Origin of the sequence: Anaerobacillus sp. CMMVII, assembly GCF_025377685.1 — a bacterium.
In the GTDB taxonomy this organism is placed as follows: domain Bacteria; phylum Bacillota; class Bacilli; order Bacillales; family Anaerobacillaceae; genus Anaerobacillus.
Genome location: NZ_JACEHK010000019.1, coordinates 41,768 through 60,747, shown reverse-complemented (window position 1 = coordinate 60,747; position 18,980 = coordinate 41,768). Strand labels below are relative to the sequence as shown.

Annotated in this window: 10 protein-coding genes and 1 pseudogene; 2 read left to right on the top strand and 9 right to left on the bottom strand. The window is 37.3% G+C overall.

Annotated elements, in window-relative coordinates; all coding sequences use genetic code 11:
• Positions 1 to 73: 73 nt before the first annotated feature.
• Together H1D32_RS24595 and H1D32_RS24590 are read right to left on the bottom strand one after the other, a co-directional pair.
• Complete coding sequence (locus tag H1D32_RS24595) at positions 74 to 1,426, bottom strand: glucose-6-phosphate isomerase (RefSeq protein ID WP_261180800.1); 1,353 nt, start codon at positions 1,424 to 1,426, stop codon at positions 74 to 76.
• A 241-nt stretch (positions 1,427 to 1,667) separates the two neighbouring features.
• A complete protein-coding gene (locus H1D32_RS24590; RefSeq protein ID WP_261180799.1) occupies positions 1,668 to 2,831 on the bottom strand; it encodes an iron-containing alcohol dehydrogenase in 1,164 nt (387 codons plus the stop codon).
• A gap of 515 nt (positions 2,832 to 3,346) precedes the next feature.
• Here H1D32_RS24590 and H1D32_RS24585 point away from each other — a divergent pair.
• Positions 3,347 to 3,574, top strand: coding sequence for a DUF378 domain-containing protein (locus H1D32_RS24585; RefSeq protein ID WP_071317845.1), 228 nt, complete (start codon positions 3,347 to 3,349; stop codon positions 3,572 to 3,574).
• Between the two features lie 228 nt (positions 3,575 to 3,802).
• Here the strand turns inward: H1D32_RS24585 and yugI are convergent, their stop codons facing one another.
• Positions 3,803 to 4,219, bottom strand: coding sequence for a S1 domain-containing post-transcriptional regulator GSP13 (yugI, locus tag H1D32_RS24580; RefSeq protein WP_261180798.1), 417 nt, complete (start codon positions 4,217 to 4,219; stop codon positions 3,803 to 3,805).
• A gap of 145 nt (positions 4,220 to 4,364) precedes the next feature.
• A complete protein-coding gene (locus H1D32_RS24575) occupies positions 4,365 to 6,014 on the bottom strand; it encodes a hypothetical protein (RefSeq protein WP_261180797.1) in 1,650 nt (549 codons plus the stop codon).
• A 220-nt stretch (positions 6,015 to 6,234) separates the two neighbouring features.
• Here H1D32_RS24575 and H1D32_RS24570 point away from each other — a divergent pair.
• Positions 6,235 to 7,573: pseudogene (locus H1D32_RS24570) on the top strand (sodium-dependent transporter).
• A gap of 187 nt (positions 7,574 to 7,760) precedes the next feature.
• Here H1D32_RS24570 and H1D32_RS25605 read toward each other — a convergent pair.
• The 5 genes from H1D32_RS25605 to H1D32_RS24550 all read right to left on the bottom strand — a co-directional run bounded on the left by H1D32_RS25605 (position 7,761) and on the right by H1D32_RS24550 (position 18,817).
• The gene (locus H1D32_RS25605; protein ID WP_396126338.1) at positions 7,761 to 7,850 is read right to left on the bottom strand and encodes a hypothetical protein; all 90 of its coding nucleotides are present in this window, start codon (positions 7,848 to 7,850) and stop codon (positions 7,761 to 7,763) included.
• Positions 7,847 to 8,644, bottom strand: a complete 798-nt coding sequence (locus H1D32_RS24565; RefSeq protein ID WP_261180803.1) for a 5'-nucleotidase C-terminal domain-containing protein — start codon at positions 8,642 to 8,644, stop codon at positions 7,847 to 7,849. Before H1D32_RS24565 ends, H1D32_RS25605 begins: the two co-directional genes overlap by 4 nt.
• Before the next feature lie 14 nt (positions 8,645 to 8,658).
• Positions 8,659 to 11,472 (bottom strand): 5'-nucleotidase C-terminal domain-containing protein, encoded by a 2,814-nt coding sequence (locus H1D32_RS24560; RefSeq protein ID WP_261180796.1) that lies wholly within the window; start codon positions 11,470 to 11,472, stop codon positions 8,659 to 8,661.
• A gap of 687 nt (positions 11,473 to 12,159) precedes the next feature.
• Positions 12,160 to 12,363 carry a hypothetical protein gene (locus H1D32_RS24555; RefSeq protein WP_261180795.1) on the bottom strand — a complete coding sequence of 68 codons (204 nt, stop codon included), beginning with the start codon at positions 12,361 to 12,363 and terminating at the stop codon, positions 12,160 to 12,162.
• Positions 12,364 to 12,517: 154 nt separating this feature from the next.
• Positions 12,518 to 18,817 (bottom strand): bifunctional 2',3'-cyclic-nucleotide 2'-phosphodiesterase/3'-nucleotidase, encoded by a 6,300-nt coding sequence (locus tag H1D32_RS24550; protein WP_261180794.1) that lies wholly within the window; start codon positions 18,815 to 18,817, stop codon positions 12,518 to 12,520.
• Positions 18,818 to 18,980 lie beyond the last annotated feature (163 nt).

Genomic DNA, 18,980 nt, shown 5'->3' with positions numbered 1-18,980 from the left:
TTTAGGTTGTCCTAATTGAGAAAGAACATGTAAACAAAAAAAGAGGAGAGCCATTAGCTCCCCCATGTTCGTTCTATTTTAAACGTGCTTCTAATTTTGCCTTTTCTTCTTCAAATCCTGGCTTTCCAAGAAGTGCAAACATATTTTTCTTGTAGGCTTCAACACCCGGTTGATCAAATGGGTTCACCCCTAGTAAGTATCCACTGATTGCACAAGCTTTTTCGAAGAAATACACCATGTAACCAAAATGATATGGTGTTAATTCTGGAATTGAAACGATTAAGTTTGGTACACCACCATCAGTATGAGCTAACATTGTTCCTTCGAAGGCTTTTTTATTTACAAAATCCATCGTTTTTCCAGCTAAATAGTTTAGGCCATCAAGGTCACTAGATGCTTCTTCAATAATGATTTCTTTTTCGGACTTTTCTACCTGTAGGACTGTTTCAAATAAATCTCTGCGACCATCCTGAACATATTGACCCATAGAATGAAGATCAGTAGAGAAATCAACAGAGGCCGGAAAAATTCCTTTTTGGTCCTTTCCTTCACTTTCTCCGAAAAGCTGCTTCCACCATTCTGCAACAAAGTGTAAGGACGGCTCGTAGTTAACCATTAATTCAATTGTTTTCCCTTTATTATATAGGGCATTACGAACAGCCGCATATTGATAAGAATTGTTTGTTTGCAGATCAGGATTGTCTAAGTCTTTACGTGCATCATTAGCACCCTGCATCATTGCATCAATATCTACTCCACTTACTGCAATCGGTAATAACCCTACCGCAGTAAGAACTGAATAACGCCCACCAACATCGTCAGGTACAACAAATGACTCATAGCCTTCATCAGTAGCTAATGTTTTTAAAGCACCACGCTCTTTGTCTGTTGTTGCAAAAATACGACGACGTGCTTCTTCGACACCGTATTTTTTCTCTAAGTAATCACGGAAAATACGGAAGGCGATTGCCGGCTCTGTCGTTGTACCAGATTTAGAGATCACGTTCACTGAAACGTCTTTCCCTTCTAGTACATCAAAAAGGTCACGGACATAAGTCGAACTAATGTTATGACCGACAAAAATAATTTGTGGTGTTTTGCGTCCTTCCTTTGCTAGCACATTATAAAAGCTATGATTTAAGGCTTCAATTGCAGCTCGCGCACCTAAATATGATCCGCCAATTCCTACAACTAGTAATACATCTGAATCACTTTTAATCTTTTCAGCTGCTTGTTTAATACGAGAAAATTCCTCTCGATCATAGTTTTCTGGCAGGTCAACCCAACCTACATAGTCATTTCCTGCACCAGTTTTATTATGTAAAGCGTTATGTGCAGCTGTCACTGCGTCTTGTAGGTAAGTAACTTCGTGCTCTTGGATAAAATGTAATGCCTTTGAATAGTCAAAATGTAATTTTTCACTCATTAATATATCCTCCTCTTTGTTTAGCTCGTTTGGACATAGCCTTAGTATATGTTATCGAGGATAAAACTAGGCTTACCTCTCAATAATTAATCAGAATTTAGGCATGCCAATAACTCCCACATTCACTTTATTAAAAGAAAAACAACAAATCAAGGTCTGTTTTTGATGTAAGCGTAACCAACGAAAAATAGTTAAAAAAAACAAACATCGGGTTGTGTTTTGTCCCAATGTTTGTTCCAATTTAAAGTGATTTTGTTAAGATTTCCACGACATCTTCTTTTGATAATTTCTTAAAATTACCAAAAGGACCATTAACCATTGCTTTGTCTGCCATTAGCTCAATATTGGTGTTATCAATGCTGTAATCTTTTAAATGACTTGGTGCGCCAAGACTTTGCCAAAATTGCTCTAACTTTTGAATTCCCTCTTCTGCTACTTCTAACTCAGTCTTATCTGTTGGATCGACGTTCCAAACACGAACCGCTAATTGATTTAACTTTCTTAGTCCGGTTTCCTTTACATGTCTGAGCCATTGCGGATAGATAATTGCTAAACCTCCCGCATGAGGAATGTCGTATACTGCTGAAATAGAATGTTCGATATTATGGGATGCCCAATCTCCTCTAGCTCCCATTTGTAAAAATCCATTTAATGCAATCGTCCCAGAATATAGGATTGTTTCACGAAGCTCAAAATTTTCAAGATCTTCTATCAGTTTAGGTGCAGCCTCAATGACCGTTAGGAGAACTGCTTCGCACATTCTTTCTTGAAGTTGTGTATTTGACGTTGGATGAAAATATTGTTCAAATACATGGGTCATCATATCGACAACTCCATAAACCGTGTGATCCTTTGGTACACTAAACGTGTTTACAGGATCTAAAATTGAGAATTTCGGATAAACATGTGGACTTCCCCAGCCATATTTCTCTTTCGTTTCCCAATTGGTAATGACCGATCCAGAGTTCATTTCAGAACCTGTTGCCGCTAAAGTTAAGACCGTACCAAATGGCAGTGCTGATGTAGGGATGTGTTTTCTTGTAACAATGTCCCACGCATCTCCATCATAATGAGCACCTGCTGCAATTGCTTTTGTACAATCGAGGACACTTCCGCCCCCGACAGCTAAGATAAATTCAATGTTTTCTGCTTTGCAGATTTCTACCCCTTTTTGTACAGTAGAAAGTCGTGGGTTTGGTTCCACACCCGCAAGCTCAAAGACTTCTGCACCACAATGAGTTAATTGCTCTAGGATGGTGTCATATAATCCATTCCGTTTGATACTCCCGCCACCATAAACAAGTAGCACTCGAGTCCCATACTGAGGCACTTCTTTTTGTAACTGCTCGACTTGATTTCGACCGAAAATTAACTTCGTCGGATTTTGAAAAATAAAATTATCCATACTCTCATCCATCCTTTCTTTCATTTCCTATTATGTACGATTTTCCTTTTTTTCGTAAAGCTCTTTTCGTAAACATTGTTTCTTTTTAACCTAAATTAATTGGAAAAATCCCTTAGATGAAGAATTACCTAGTAGAAAAAGTAAGAAAAGAGCAATGCTTACTAAATAAATAGTGATATCTTGGTGTTTATGTGTAAAAATCCGGATTTTGGGATTTTTACGAAAGCAACAAACTTTACGATAACAGCCTTTTCGTAAAGCAAAAGCAATTTTAAATGATGAAATAAGTGAAAGTAAAGCATATCTTTATAAAATTCTACATTTTACATTTTAAATTCTACTTTTTAATTGCCAAAATGTATAAATATCTACTTACTTTGTCATTCTAACAGTAGAAGGTTAGCTTCTTATACTATTCTTTAATTGGATAGATAAGAAAACTTGACTTGTCACTCTACTTTGACGAGCAGGCTCTTCTATTACTTACGAATCCCCCGTTTAAGGAGGTGAGAGGAATGAGCGGAATTCAACGCTTTGCTTTAGTACTTGCAATTATTGGTGCGATTAATTGGGGCTTAATTGGGTTCTTTCGCTTCGATTTAGTTGCTGCCATCTTTGGTGGTCAAGCTGCTGGATTTTCAAGATTTATTTATGCATTAGTCGGACTTGCAGGTTTATATTGTATCTCCATCCTTTTCAAACCTGATGAAGAATTAGAAAGAAGCCCACAAACTGAAAGATAAGCTCTTTCTAGCTAGTGAGGCTGGCTTGTAGATGTACTGTTTTCCCCTAGGACGACTGACATTTACAAAGTCAGCCTCTTTTCTCATTTCCTAGGGAATAATTTGTCATTTTTGGTGGATATAATGGAAAGAACGGTTTGTTTCGACACAAATTAGACAAATATTTGTCTTAGAATGCTTTTGAACAAACAAAAAAGCAACCGACTACAGATCGATTGCTACTTTTAGTTATTTCTTTGTACGCTTGTTTAAATCAGCTTGAATTTCATTTGACTGTTTTAACCAGCCTTTTAATTTTTCTTCAAGAGTGTTAAAACCTTGGCTCTTTTCTTGAGTTGCAGCTTCAACTTTTCTTGGTCTTTCAACACGTGGTTTTGCTGGTCTAGCTGGCTTTTCTGGTGCAGCTACTGTTTCACGAATTGAAAGAGAAATTTTTCCAGTTTCACTGTCAATTGACATAACTTTTACTTTTACTTCATCACCTACTGAAAGGTGGTCGTTAATATCTTTAACAAATCCGTGCGCTACTTGAGAAATATGAACTAATCCTTGTTTTTCTTCATCGATAGCTACAAAAGCCCCAAAAGGCTTAATTCCTGTAACCTTTCCTTCTACTACACTTCCTACTTCTAATTGACCTGACATGAAAACAACTCCTAACTATTTTTTAACTTATTAAGTATAGCATAGATTGTCACAATAAACAAAGACACTGATTTATACACAATTGAGATACTTTGTTATTTTTAACTAAAATATGAAACCCATTCATACATTTAGGCTAAAACTGCTACAATTTTAAAAGTTCTTTATCAAAGAGCTCTATTTTAAGAAATTGAATTAAGTCTTTTTTATTAAACTTTGAGTATCCTCGAAGGTTATTTGATTTAGCTATAGCAACGAGCTTGTCTTTTGTGTATTTTTCTAATTGGGAAATTTCATCCTCAGTTTCTTCAGTACTATCTTCTGTTACTTCAGATTCAAGAATTGGTTTAAGTTTATCTTCAAAAACCTCCCAATCAGCTAGAACAGATTTGTATTTTTCTTTTTCGTCAAAAAATACAGTAAGAGCTTTTTCACTGCCTAATTGTTCGTTAGTGAGTTCTACCTTTAACTCAATCGCTTCATACACTTCAGCAGCAGTTTCTAACTGTCTTGTATCAAAGTTCATCAAGTTTTCAAGTGATTTTACAAGTTCACCGGTTGTTTTATAAAACTTTGCAAACCCTAAGAAAACACTTGCAAGTGGTGTAATCTTCAATGCTTCTTTTAAGTAGATTTCTGCTTTAGTAAAGTCTCGTAGAGCTACATATGCATTGGCCAATTCAAGATACACCGGTATATACGTCGGTACAGCTTCATGAACTATTTTCAATGTAGAAATGCTTTCAGCAACTTTACCCTTAGCGATATTCATCTTGGCTTCCCCAAAGAGGATTGTCATTTCTTCATTTAATGACACTTCAATTGGTTGCAAAGAAATATGTTGTAGTTCCCCATCTATTAAAATCGGAACTGGCTTTTCAGCTTCGCCCCAGTCAGCCAAAATTGATAGGAGTGATTTCTTAAGCCAATCTTTAAGTTTTTCCGATAGCAGCGATTGTTTGACCACATCTACCGTCCATTTTGTCTTTGTTTCTTTTAAGTAACTAAGGCTAGCATGCTTCTGCTGCTCGTCCCCAATAAAAAGTGCTCGGATAGCCATCAATTGCTCAAATCCGCTTTCTTCCTCTGCATAAAACTTTGGCACAGATAAGTTTTCTTGTAGGAATAATTCTAGACTTGTGTGTAAATACATACTTTTTTCTTTGAGTGAGGCATCTGTAATATAGGTAAAAGCAGTGCAGGCTTCTTCATATAATTCTTGATTACTAAGTGCTAATGCCGAACGATATATTGAGATTGGAGCAAGCTGGGCTTTTTTCGTCATATATAATCTTGAAAGTTTATCATCAAGTTGAAGGACAGAGAGCATTTCCGCTAGCTTTTGTAACATATCATAGTCATGATATGGATCAATTCCTTCTCGTTGTTCAAAAGAAACGAAGGCTTTATCTGCAAAAACTTCCGCTTCCTTTTCTCTTTGTAGACGGTATAAGAATATAGCCCCTTGTATGAGCGCGAACACTTCATGCTCATCAAGTTTAATGACTTTTTTTACATATAAGAAGGCTTCTCTATAGTTCCCTTTAAGACCATAAATGACCGCTATATTATTTAGTGCTGGAATATACTCGGGGTAAAACCTCAGAGCATTTTCAAAACTTATTTTTGCTTCGCTAATGGCCCCTACTTGTAATTCACGTTGGCCTTGTTGGTAGTGATCAAATACTAGTTTAAATTTCTGTGGGGAATTCTTCTGAAAATTAACTAATCGTTGGTTTGCACTTGCTAATTGTGACTTTTTTCGATTGTTCTTTTTTCCATGATTGCGTTTCAAAATAAAAACTCCTTTTTCCGCCCTTTAAATTCATCGACTACTAATAATAATATAAAATTTCGTTTCATGCTAGGTTTTGGTCGCATTTTTGATAACTTTACTGCGCATACAGAATCGTAATTGTAGTATTTTTCATACTAGTAGGAAAAAGTAACAATTGACAAGTCAATTAGTTCACCTTATAGTAGTTGACATTACTTTTAAAAAAGGGCGTTTGTGAATGTCAAAAAATCAATGGTCATCAAAGATTGGATTTATTTTAGCGGCAGCAGGGTCTGCGATTGGATTAGGAGCAATTTGGAAGCTTCCTTATGTAGCTGGGACAAGCGGTGGCGGGGCATTTTTCTTAATTTACCTACTGTTTATCGTGTTTTTAGGAGCACCTCTGCTTATTTCGGAATTTATTATTGGAAGAAGTACTCAGAAAGAAGCCATTTCTGCTTACAGAAGTATAGCCCCTAATTCTAACTGGACTTGGGTTGGTAAATTAGGAGTTGGAACGTCGATTATTTTATTATCTTTTTATAGTGTTGTTGGCGGATGGATTGTCAACTACTTTTTACGAAGCCTCACAGGAGGGCTAACTGGTCTTGAGCTTGAAGAGTATCAACAAATGTTTGGAACGATTATTTCAAACCCTGCTCAGGCAGTAGGAGCGCACTTTATTTTCATATTTTTAACGATTCTAATCGTTCAAGGTGGAGTCCAAAAGGGGATCGAGCGAGTTACGCGAATTATGATGCCCTCACTTTTTCTATTATTTATTGTTTTAGTGATCCGTTCGCTAACATTAGAAGGAGCGATGGAAGGTGTTAGCTTTTTCTTAAAGCCTGATTTTTCAGCTGTGACTTCTGAAACGATTTTATTCGCTATGGGACAAGCATTTTTTGCTTTGAGTCTTGGGTTGTCAACAATGGTCACCTATAGCTCTTACTTGCAAAGGGGGAAAGTTTACCTAGGTCGATGTTTTCAGTTGTAGGCTTAACGATATTGATCTCAATTTTAGCCGGATTAGCCATATTTCCAGCTGTTTTTGCCTTAGGATTTGAACCTGCCGAAGGTCCAAGCCTTATTTTCACCGTTTTACCCGCCGTTTTTAATGAGATGGCTTTCGGTGCAATCTTTGTCGTTTTATTTCTAGCTTTACTTTTATTTGCAACTATTACCTCGTCGATTTCATTACTAGAAATTATCGTCGCTTCACTCACTAAAGGACGACATGAACTACGTCAGAAAACAGCATGGACATCAGGAATGTTTATATTCATTTTAGGTATTCCCTCAGCCCTTTCCTTCGGTTTATTAGGAGAGTATATGATTTATGGGAGAACATTCTTTGATCTCATGGATTTCCTTGTTAGTAACTATTTACTACCATTAGGGGCATTACTAATTGCTATCTTTATAACCTTGAAAATCCCTAAGGAAAAGCTATACAAAGAAATGTCTGAAGGCTCTACTGTACCTTATCGCCTGTTTAACGTCTGGTTCTTTTTAATTCGATATGTAACTCCTACTGCAATTACCTTGGTATTTTGCATGCGTTGGGAATTTTATAAGATACAAATCTTGCTTAAAAAGAGGTTGCTAGCATTCAGTTAGCAACCTCTATTGTTACTTTGCTCTTATTTGTGTTCTTAATCTAAACAACAAGCAGTCTCAAATATCCCTTGTTGTTTTTTTCGTTTTCAATCAAAAAGAAAGATGACTCATAGGGAACATCCCTGATGAGTCATCTGGTTAACATTAATTCACGCCAAAACGTCTTTTTCTACGAATGCCATAAAGAAGGAAAGAAATTGCGACTAATAAAATACCGCCTGACAATAAATTCATATTATTCGTTGCTGTATTTGGAAGCTTCTCGCCTTTTTTCTCTTTCTTTTCTTTATCTTTTTCTTTATCTTTTCTTTATCTTTTTCTTTATCTTTTTCTTCCTTCACAGGTTTCTTAGTTCCAGGTGTTGTTTCGCCATCTCCTGGTTCACCGTCTCCTGGTTCACCGTCCCCTGGTTCGCCATCTCCTGGGAATACTTGTCCTGCAAAGTTGAAGCTGTACATAGCCCAACCATCTTCACCTTCTCCATGATATGAAACATACGTTAAATCGTTTGCTTCAATGTAGTCTTTTCCTAGTGGAGAACTTCTGAAGACAACATTCCCTTTTGTTTCTACAGGCACGATTGACCAGTTGCTTTCTAATTGAACATCAATTGTTTCACGGTTACGAACGTAATTAATTAATACTTCACGATTTTCTTCTGTTGCTGAGTAGACTACTTCTGCACTTGGTGCATTTAGGATGTGGTCTCCGCCACCAGAAGCACGATAGTTATTTGTAACAACTAAGAATTCCATACCTTCTGTGACAGGTTGGCCTTGGTATGTTACGTTGACAATACGTTGACCTTTTGGTTTTGTTACATCAATTTGATACTCGATTCCTGCAATTGTATCGAAGTTAAAGCCACGGAAGTTGTAATCGATTAAGATTTGATCTTCCTCTTTTTCTGGGTCAATCTGGTTAAAGTTGTACGCATTTACTTCTAACCAACCTAATAAGTCTGAGCCATTAACTTTTACTACTTGTAATGTGTTGTTGTAAATGTAGATATCGGCTATATCTTTGATCGCAATGCCATCTTCTACATTCGTAAATATGAAACTCCGTTACGTCCTGCTTTAAATGGTGCTGCTGCAGAAAGAAGTGGAATATTTTCATACTCTGTTCCTGCAAAATAATTGCCTGCAAACTCTAGTTGAGCATCGTTGATCAATTGAACAACTTTGTTTGGTGCAACACGTGAGAAGAATGTATTTAGCGGTGTTGCTGTTGAGCCAACCGGGCTGTTTACATAAGCAATTGTTTGTTCATGGCGGTCTTTGATTAACGCAACCATATCCACATCTGCTTCAAAGTCTTTTGTTGGTAGTGCTTGTGAGCCACCATCAATTACTGTCCAGCTTCCATTCTCATTTGCTAATTGAAGCTTGATTACACCTAAATGATCTCCCCATGCCCCTGGCATCACTGTTGGTACGCCGTTTAACGTTCCTTTTTCGATATCTGCGCCTGGTGTTGTTTCGTATCTAGCACTTGGGAACACATAGTGCTGGTGACCTGTAATTAACGCATTAATGCCTTCAACTTGACTTAATTGGTAAGATGCATTTTCACTTGCATTCTCAGAAAGGTCAAAACCTGAGTGAGAAGCAACGACGATGACATCCGCACCTTTTTCTTTCATTTCTGGTACATATTTTTTCGCTGTTTCAACGATTTCGTTAACATACACGTTACCGTTTAAGTGGATTTTGTCCCAGATCACTACTTGTGGTGGAACAAAACCGATGACACCAATCTTAATTGGCTTGCCATCAACTTCACGATCTAAAATCACGTACGGCTCATAACGGTGTTCGTTGTTACTTACGTTATACGTGTTGGCACTTAACCATGGGAAGTTAGATTCTGCTACAACTCCATCTAAGAACGGTAAACCAAAGTTATATTCATGGTTTCCAATTGCAGCTGCATCATAGCCCATCATGTTCATCGCTGCAATGATCGAATGCGTTTCTCCTTCTTTACGAGGATCCACCACTGCTTCAATATCACCTAAAATACTTCCTTGGATAATGTCTCCATTATCTACTAATAATGTATTTGGATGTTGTGCTCTTAATTGTTGTACTAGTGTGTACACTTTCGCTAATCCAAAGTTTTGGTTAACTGCATCAGCCATGTAGTCATAAGGCATGATATGTGCATGGATATCAGTGGTACCCATGATGACTAGCTCATGTTTGCTTGGCTCGTCTGGGTTAACAGCCTGAACAATTCTTCCTTCAACTGCAGGTGAAACAGGACTATGTTTTTCTAAATAAGATGTAAACACCTCAAAATCAACTACAAATAGTTCTGTCATTCGTCCTTCATCTTTTGCTTTTTTAAACATTGTGAAGCCGTCTCCACCATCAGCTGCGAAGGCATTTGTAGCAATTCTATACGTTTTCGATAAATCAAGAACCTCAAATCCGTTATCGGTTTTAGCTTCTACGAACCACACTCTTTGACCAGCCGGTTTGTTGATATCGTACTTAAACTTAATTCCCGATACTTGTGAGAATTTGCCTTGTGCTGTTTCTACTTCACTTACACTATGCTCTAGAGCTGCTAAAAGTTCTGCCCCTGTTAAGTCTAGTGTTACAAGGTTGTTTCCAAATGGAAGTACTGTAAGAACTTGTCCTAATGTGATGTCTCCTGCTGGAAACGATTCGCGAATTCCACCACCGTTTTGAAGTGCAATATGTGTTTTAACTGATTCATTAGCTTTAGCAACCATTCCATCTGCGATTAAGTTACCTAAATTTGTTTCTTTCGTCCGAACGTCGTTACGAGCTCCGTTAAGATCAACTAGAGAACTTCCAACTACTTGTTGTCTTAGTTCTTCAAGTGGAGCTTTATATTCTAATACTTTTGTTTTTGTTGCTGCATCTTCTTCATAGCCAGCCAAAGCAATTAGTTGACCATTTTGACTTGTAACAACCCCATCTGCATCAAAAGTTACATCTAGTAGCCCTAAATGTTGTAAGTATTCACCAGCTTGAACGATAATTGTTGGCTCACTGTTATTAATGACAACTGGTGCATTTAATCGAATATGAGAATGACCACCAACGATTACGTCTATGCCTTCAACTGCATTCGCTAATTGTACATCTGGTGTGTAACCTAAGTGTGAAAGAGCAATAATTTTGTTTACTCCTTCAGCTTGAAGCATTGCAACTGTTTGTTTTGATTTTTCAATCGCGTCTTCAAAAATGACATTTTCCCCAGGGCTTGCAAGGAATGCTGTATCTTCGGTTGTTAATCCGAAAATTCCTACCTTCTCCCCATCAAACTCTTTAATAATTGCAGGATAAATACTACCGCCATCACCAGGGGTACCAATTTCATCTTTAAACAATGGACCTAATTCAGTATCTGCCTTCACGTTTACGTTAGAGGATACCATTGGAAATTCCATGTTTTTAACAAAGTTTGCAAGAATAGCAGAATCTTTATCAAATTCATGGTTTCCGAAAGTCATTGCGTCATAACCAAGTAGATTCATAAAATATAAGTCAGCTTGTCCTAAATACTTGTTAAAATAAAGCGTACCTGAGAAAACGTCACCAGCATCGACTAGTAGTGTATTCTCTTTTTTGCCACGAATTTCATTTACTGCCGTAAATAAACGCGGGTAACCCTCAACATGAGCATGCGTATCATTGGTATGCATGATCGATAAAGTAAATAGATCTTCCGCATTTGTTACTTCAACATTTGCTTGAACTTCTTCTAGGTTAGGAACCACAGAAGATGCAGAAGCAATTGACATAACCGGTACTACATAATTGAAAAGCATGAGAAAAATTGTTGTTAAAATAAACATCTTATTCTTAAAAATTTTCAAAAGACTTCCTCCTTATGATTAAAATCTATTAGCTTAACGAAAAGGAAATATATTAATAAAAATACAAATGTAAACTCTTAAAATATTACCTTGTAAATCTCTTAAAATAGCATGTACAAAATTTATATAAATAATATGCAAGCTATTTTTAAAGCATTTCCAGTAAGCTAAAATTAACATAACACTTTTGTCACCAAATTGTAACATTTTTACTGTTTTTGTTCTACAAATTTCTCGCAATAACTGAAAACTTCTCTTTTATCTCTTGTGCAAATAGCTCCCTCATATTTAAATATGAGAAACTACTATATTTAGCCTCGCCTCCTTTATTATTATCAATTGATTAAAGAACAAACTTTCATCTCATGATGTAAGATGTCTAACCAATAATAGCGCTTACAAGGTAAATTATAGCATATATCGAAGTTTTTTAAATCATAATTTGTTGAATTATGTACCAACATTAATTGATTATAATTCATCACATTCCACAATTCATTTTAATAGATTTTTTAGTGTTTAAACTTCTAACTACTCACCACTATTTTTCTAACAAGAATTCGGAGTTGGACGTTTGCTAAAGTGGTAAAAAAATAAAATAGTGCCAACAAAATGTTAGCACCCTTTTTTTAATAATTGTACTTTTTAGATTTCAAGAGGAAATTTATCATTGTATTTTTCCGAACATTATTCTGTCTCTTCAACAAAATATCGAAAACCTTCCCCTAAACTCCCTCCAATATCTACTACATTACCTTCTTGATCTTTAATTATTGCCTGACCTTTTATTACCTTTTTATACAGACTTTCATTTGCCCTCAGTATGGCATGTTTCAAAGTTGCACCATAAAATAATTCAACTTCAATATTATTTACAAAGGCTTTTACCATCTTGTTCCCCCTTTTTTAGTTTGTTGAGCACAACTTCTATATCTCTAAAGATTATTATATCTTAGATGCTTACTACGATTATATGTAAGATATAAAGAGAAAAAGATGACCAATAGGGAAAAGGTTCCTCCCTATTGGGTCATCCTCTTTAAAGTTAATTTACGCCAAAACGTCTTTTTCTACGAATGCCATAAAGAAGGAAAGAAATTGCGACTAATAAAATACCGCCTGATAATAAATTCATATTATTCGTTGCTGTATTTGGAAGCTTCTCGCCTTTTTTCTCTTTCTTTTCTTTATCTTTTTCTTTCTTCACAGGTTTCTTAGTTCCAGGTGTTGTTTCGCCATCTCCTGGTTCGCCGTCTCCTGGTTCTCCATCTCCTGGTTCTCCATCTCCTGGTTCGCCGTCTCCTGGTTTGCCATCTCCTGGTTCGCCATCTCCTGGGAATACTTGTCCTGCAAAGTTGAAGCTATACATAGCCCAACCATCTACACCCTCACCAAGATAAGATACATATGTTAAGTCATTTGCGTCCATATAGTCTTTTCCTTGTGGAGAACTTCTGAAGACTACATTTCCTTTTGTTTCTACAGGGACAAGAGACCAGTTGTTCACTAGTTGAACGTCAATTAAGTCACGTGAACTTACATAGTCGATGAGGACCTCACGGTTTTCTTCCGTTCCTGAGTACACAACTTCTACGCTTGGTGCGTTAAGGAGGTGATCCCCACCGCCAGAAGCGCGGTAATTGTTTGTAACGACTAAGAATTCCATCCCCGCTGTTACCGGTTGGCCTTGGTACGTTACATTGACAATGCGTTGTCCTTTTGGTTGTGTTACATCGATTTGATACTCAATTCCTGTAATTGTATCGAAGTTAAAGCCACGGAAATTATAATCAAGTAGAACTTGATCTTCCTCTTTTTCCGGATCAATTTGGTTAAAGTTATATGCATTTACTTCTAACCAACCTAATAAGTCTGAACCATTTACTTTGACGATTTGTAATGTGTTGTTGTAGATGTAGATATCAGCGATATCTTTGATCGCAATACCATCTTCTACATTTGTGAAGTAGGAAGCGCCGTGACGTCCTGCTTTAAATGGTGCTGCTGCAGAAAGAAGCGGCATATTTTCATATTCTGTTCCTGCAAAATGCTTAGTAGCGAACTCGATTTGAGCATCATTCACTAATTGGACAACCTTGTTTGGTGCTACACGTGAGAAGAATGTGTTTAACGGTGTAGCTGTTGCACCAACTGGATTGTTTACATAAGCAACGGTTTGTTCATGACGATCTTTTACTAAAGCAACCATTTCAGGATCTGCTTGATAGCTAACTGTTGGCATTGCTTTCGCTCCGCCATCAACCACTGTCCATGTACCGTTGTCATTTTGAAGCTCTAGTGTAATAACCCCTAAATGATCTCCCCATGCACCTGGCATAACTGTTGGTACGCCATTTAGTGTTCCTTTTGCAAGATCAGCCCCTGGTGTATCTGCGTATCTAGAGCTTGGGAACACATAGTGTTGGTGTCCTGTAACTAATGCGTTAATTCCTTCAATTTGGCTTAATTGGTAAGATGCATTTTCACTTGCATTCTCAGATAAGTCAAATCCTGAGTGTGCAGTAACCACGATTACATCTGCGCCTTTTGCTTTCATTTCAGGAACATATTTTTTCGCTGATTCTACGATTTCATTTACATAGATGTTGCCGTTTAAATGCATTTTATCCCAAATCATAACTTGTGGTGGGACAAACCCAATGACACCAATCTTAATTGGCTTGCCATCTACCATTCTATCAAGGATGACATATGGTTCGTAACGGTGTTTGTCATCACTTACATTGTACGTGTTGGCACTTAACCATGGGAAGTTTGAAGCCTCAACAACGCCATCAAGGAATGGTAAACCAAAGTTATACTCATGGTTACCGATTGTTCCAGCATCATAACCCATCATGTTCATTGCTTCAATGATTGAGTTTTTCTCTTGAGGATCTACCACTGCTTCAATGTAGCCTAAGATACTTCCTTGGATGATGTCTCCATTATCAACTAGTAACGTATTGTTGTGCTGCTCTCTTAATTGTTTAACTAATGTGTACACTTTTGCTAAACCAAATTTTTGGTCCACTGCATCTGCCATGTAATCGTAAGGCATGATGTGAGCATGAATGTCTGTTGTACCCATGATGACTAGTTCGTGAGTTGTTGGTTTCGGGAATTCAAAGTTAAACTTATACATTGCCCAACCATCTGTACCTTCACCGATATATGATACAAATGTTAAGTTATTTGCTTCAATATAATCTTTTCCTAGAGGTGAGCTTCTGAAAACGACATTTCCTTTTGTTTCTACCGGAACGATTGACCAGTTGTTCACTAACTCTACATTAATGACATCACGAGAGCTTACATAGTCAATGATAACTTCACGGTTTTCTTCTGTTCCGGAGTATACGATCTCTACGCTTGGTGCGTTTAGAAGATGATCTCCACCACCAGAAGCACGGTAGTTATTTGCCACAACTAAGAATTCCATATCCGCTGTCACTGGCTTTCCTTCGTACGTGACATTAACAATACGGTGTCCTTTTGGTTTTGTTACATCAATTTGATACTCAATTCCTGCAATCGTATCAAAGTTAAAGCCGCGGAAGTTATAATCCAGTAAAGTTTGATCTTCCGTTTTATTCGGATCGATTTGGTTAAAGTTATTTGCGTTTCCTTCTAACCATCTCAATAAGTCTGTTCCATCTACTTTTACAATTTGTAATGTGTTGTTGTAGATGTAGATATCTGCGATATCTTTAATCGCAATTCCATCTTCTACATTTGTGAAGTATGAAGCGCCATGACGTCCTGCTTTAAATGGTGCTGCTGCAGAAAGAAGTGGCATATTTTCATACTCTGTTCCTGCAAAATGCTTAGTAGCGAACTCGATTTGAGCATCATTCACTAATTGGACAACCTTGTTTGGTGCGACACGCGAGAAGAACGTATTTAACGGTGTTGCCGTTTTACCTACTGGGTTGTTTACATACTCAATCGTTTGTTCATGACGATCTTTTACTAAAGCAACCATTTCAGGATCTGCTTGATAGCTAACTGTTGGCATTGCTTTCGCTCCGCCATCAACCACTGTCCATGTACCGTTGTCATTTTGAAGTTCTAGTGTAATAACCCCTAAATGATCTCCCCATGCACCTGGCATAACTGTTGGTACGCCATTTAGTGTTCCTTTTGCAAGATCAGCCCCTGGTGTATCTGCGTATCTAGAGCTTGGGAACACATAGTGTTGGTGTCCTGTAACTAATGCGTTAATTCCTTCAATTTGGCTTAATTGGTAAGATGCATTTTCACTTGCATTCTCAGATAAGTCAAATCCTGAGTGTGCAGTAACCACGATTACATCTGCGCCTTTTGCTTTCATTTCAGGAACATATTTTTTCGCTGATTCTACGATTTCATTTACATAGATGTTGCCGTTTAAATGCATTTTATCCCAAATCATAACTTGTGGTGGGACAAACCCAATGACACCAATCTTAATTGGCTTGCCATCTACCATTCTATCAAGGATGACATATGGCTCGTAACGGTGTTTGTCATCACTTACATTGTACGTGTTGGCACTTAACCATGGGAAGTTTGAAGCCTCAACAACGCCATCAAGGAATGGTAAACCAAAGTTATACTCATGGTTACCGATTGTTCCAGCATCATAACCCATCATGTTCATTGCTTCAATGATTGAGTTTTTCTCTTGAGGATCTACCACTGCTTCAATGTAGCCTAAGATACTTCCTTGAATGATGTCTCCATTATCAACTAGTAACGTATTGTTGTGTTGCTCTCTTAATTGTTTCACTAATGTGTACACTTTTGCTAAACCAAATTTTTGGTCCACTGCATCAGCCATGTAGTCGTATGGCATGATATGGGCATGAATGTCCGTTGTACCCATGATCACTAATTCATGTTGGCTTGGAGCTTCTACAACAAATTCAAAAGAAGTAGGAGATCTTAAGCCTGGTCTTGAGAAGTAGGCTTCTAGATTACCAGTTACTTCAATTTTCCCACCAATAATCTCTGGATTCGTCAAAAGACCAAATTCAGTTCTAAATCCTGCTGTAATTTGAACGAGTAAGAATTTACTTGGATCCCGCTCGTCAGGACTATCTGCTAAAATTAAGTTGTTATTATCAGCAAATGGAGGTGTAAAGTGGAAGTTAGGACCTAAAGTCGTATGCCCAATTACATAACCTCTAACAGTTCCTTTCCCACTATTGTTAGCTATCGCTTGTGCAACTGTTAAATAATCTGGATTAATTGGGTCAGGATCTACTACTCCACCCGCACTTTGAATTGTTATCCTTTCTCCCTCAACATAATCTATTGCACTAGTTTGAGCTTTAACATACTCAACAACAGCTTCCCAAACCTTCCCGTTTTCACTAACTACGTCAGAACCTAAACCATAAAATGTTGTTCCGTGCATGTAGTTGTTATAAGCAACTTTGTATACAGCATTTTTATCGAATGCTGTTCCGTCTGCGAGAACGATTTCCACTCCACTATACTTAGGAGTAGGTTCTTCGTTTTCAATAAGTTTATATTTCAATCCCGAAACTTGTAAATCTACACGTTTATGGTGATTGGATTGTGAAAGAATTACTTTCTCAATGTCTTCACCTTTCGCATTTACAACAACAACTTCGTTTGCATATTGATCTAAACTCTCAATTTGTTTATCGGTAATATTTCCTGCTGGAATTTCACCATTAACTGATGACGCATTTAGCATACCAATTTCGGTATTTCCTATTGCACGAATTGAGTCAGTATATAGGTTTCCTAAACCAACATCGACTTTATCTTTATTTTGAGAAAATAAACCATTTGTAGTTGTTCCAATTACAGTACCAGGTACTGGTGCATTTGAATCAATAATAACTTTAATACGGCCTTCAACTGTATAGTCTATTGCCTTTCCTTGGGCTGTTAGTTTCTCGGCAAAGTTAATCATTGCATCAGTCATAAATCCTGATAGCCCTGATAAAACAGTTCCTTCGAAGTTGTAACCTGAACCACCGGTTCCAATATAATCGCCTACAGCTACTTTATACAGATTAGTAGGGTTAACCGGCTCTCCAGCAACGAAAAGCTCTGAATCTAGGTAACCACCTGCTGCATCTGTTTTAATTGTGTAATGTAAGCCAGATGATTGCAGGTCAATACGGTTACGATTTGATCTCGTATATGAATAATGAATGACATTTTTGAGAGCTGCACCTGTCATTTCAATAACCATAATCTCATTTGCAAAAGGCTCAATAGTGTAAATGTCACGTTTCGTGATATCACCTGGTTCTATGTTTGCACGAAGGCCTCCGCTATTTGTTAAAGCAATGTCTGCATCTGTAAAGTCGCGCATTGCATCTGTCCAGAAATTCCCTAATGTAACGTCTCCGCTTCCAGATCGATTAAGGCCAGTGTTTGTATAACCAATCTTAACACCCAGTAGCTCGTTGCTTTCTTCGTTATATTTGTTGATTAAAGCTTGAATTTCTGCGTCAGTGTCAGTAAGAGCAGAAACAGCTTGTAAATGACCATTAACCTTAACTACCTTCTTAGTGTCTTTATCAATCTCAATTGTTAAATTCCCTATATGACTAAGGTTTCCACCTGCTTGAGCAATTGGCGTACCGAAGTCAGTATTTGGTGTATTCAATTGTGTATGAGAATGACCACCAATGATAACATCAAATAAACCCGGAAAGTCCTGTGCAAGTTTACGGTCATCAGGATAGCCAATGTGAGTTAACGCGATAAACACATCTACCTCTTGGCGTAAAAATTTATACTGCTCAACAGTTTGGTTATAAGGATGAAACTCTATTCCAACAACACCTGCTGGCGCTGTTGCTGGTGGAGCTTGAGTTAAAGATAAAATTCCTACTTTAAACTCTCCCATATCTTTTATTATATAAGGTTCTGGTTGTTTAATAGGAATAGTTTGATCGATAACTTTCATATTGGCGCTTAACCAAGGAAAGTTAGATAACTCTTCATTTGCAGCAAATGCCGCTTGGCCGTAGTCAAATTCATGATTACCAATGGCCATCGCAGCTACATCCATTTTGTTTAATATTTCGACAATTGGTTTCCCATTTTGCAAGTCGACAACAGGGTTACCACTAAATATATCTCCTGCATCTAAGTAAAGTGAGTGTTGTACTTTAGCGCGCTCTGCCTTTAAGTAAGCAGCCGCTTTGCCCAGTCCGTCGATTTTGGAATGAGTATCATTGGTATGAAGCACCTTTAAAACATAATTGCTGTTTTCTGCCGAAGCTTGTCCAACTGGAAAAGTAAAAAATTGCGAAAATAAAAGGATAAAAATTAAGAATAGTGAAACATGCCTTTTGTGTTTTCGAATAAACATATAATTCCTCCTCATAATATCTCAAAATCTAAGAAAATACTTACCTCTCACCCTCCTTTGTAATGTTAGTTAAAAACGGTAGATTAGAACCGAATGATGTAAGAGGTCTAACCTCTAAAGCGCTTACAAGGAAAATTATAACATAATTGGTATCGAAAACAAT

Bases quoted from the DNA above. Each gene is read 5' to 3' on its own strand.
- H1D32_RS24595 (WP_261180800.1), bottom strand. From the start codon at position 1,426: ATGAGTGAAAAATTACATTTTGACTATTCAAAGGCATTACATTTTATC.
- H1D32_RS24590 (WP_261180799.1), bottom strand. From the start codon at position 2,831: ATGGATAATTTTATTTTTCAAAATCCGACGAAGTTAATTTTCGGTCGA.
- H1D32_RS24585 (WP_071317845.1), top strand. From the start codon at position 3,347: ATGAGCGGAATTCAACGCTTTGCTTTAGTACTTGCAATTATTGGTGCG.
- yugI (WP_261180798.1), bottom strand. From the start codon at position 4,219: ATGTCAGGTCAATTAGAAGTAGGAAGTGTAGTAGAAGGAAAGGTTACA.
- H1D32_RS25605 (WP_396126338.1), bottom strand. From the start codon at position 7,850: ATGAATTTATTGTCAGGCGGTATTTTATTAGTCGCAATTTCTTTCCTT.
- H1D32_RS24555 (WP_261180795.1), bottom strand. From the start codon at position 12,363: ATGGTAAAAGCCTTTGTAAATAATATTGAAGTTGAATTATTTTATGGT.
- H1D32_RS24550 (WP_261180794.1), bottom strand. From the start codon at position 18,817: ATGTTTATTCGAAAACACAAAAGGCATGTTTCACTATTCTTAATTTTT.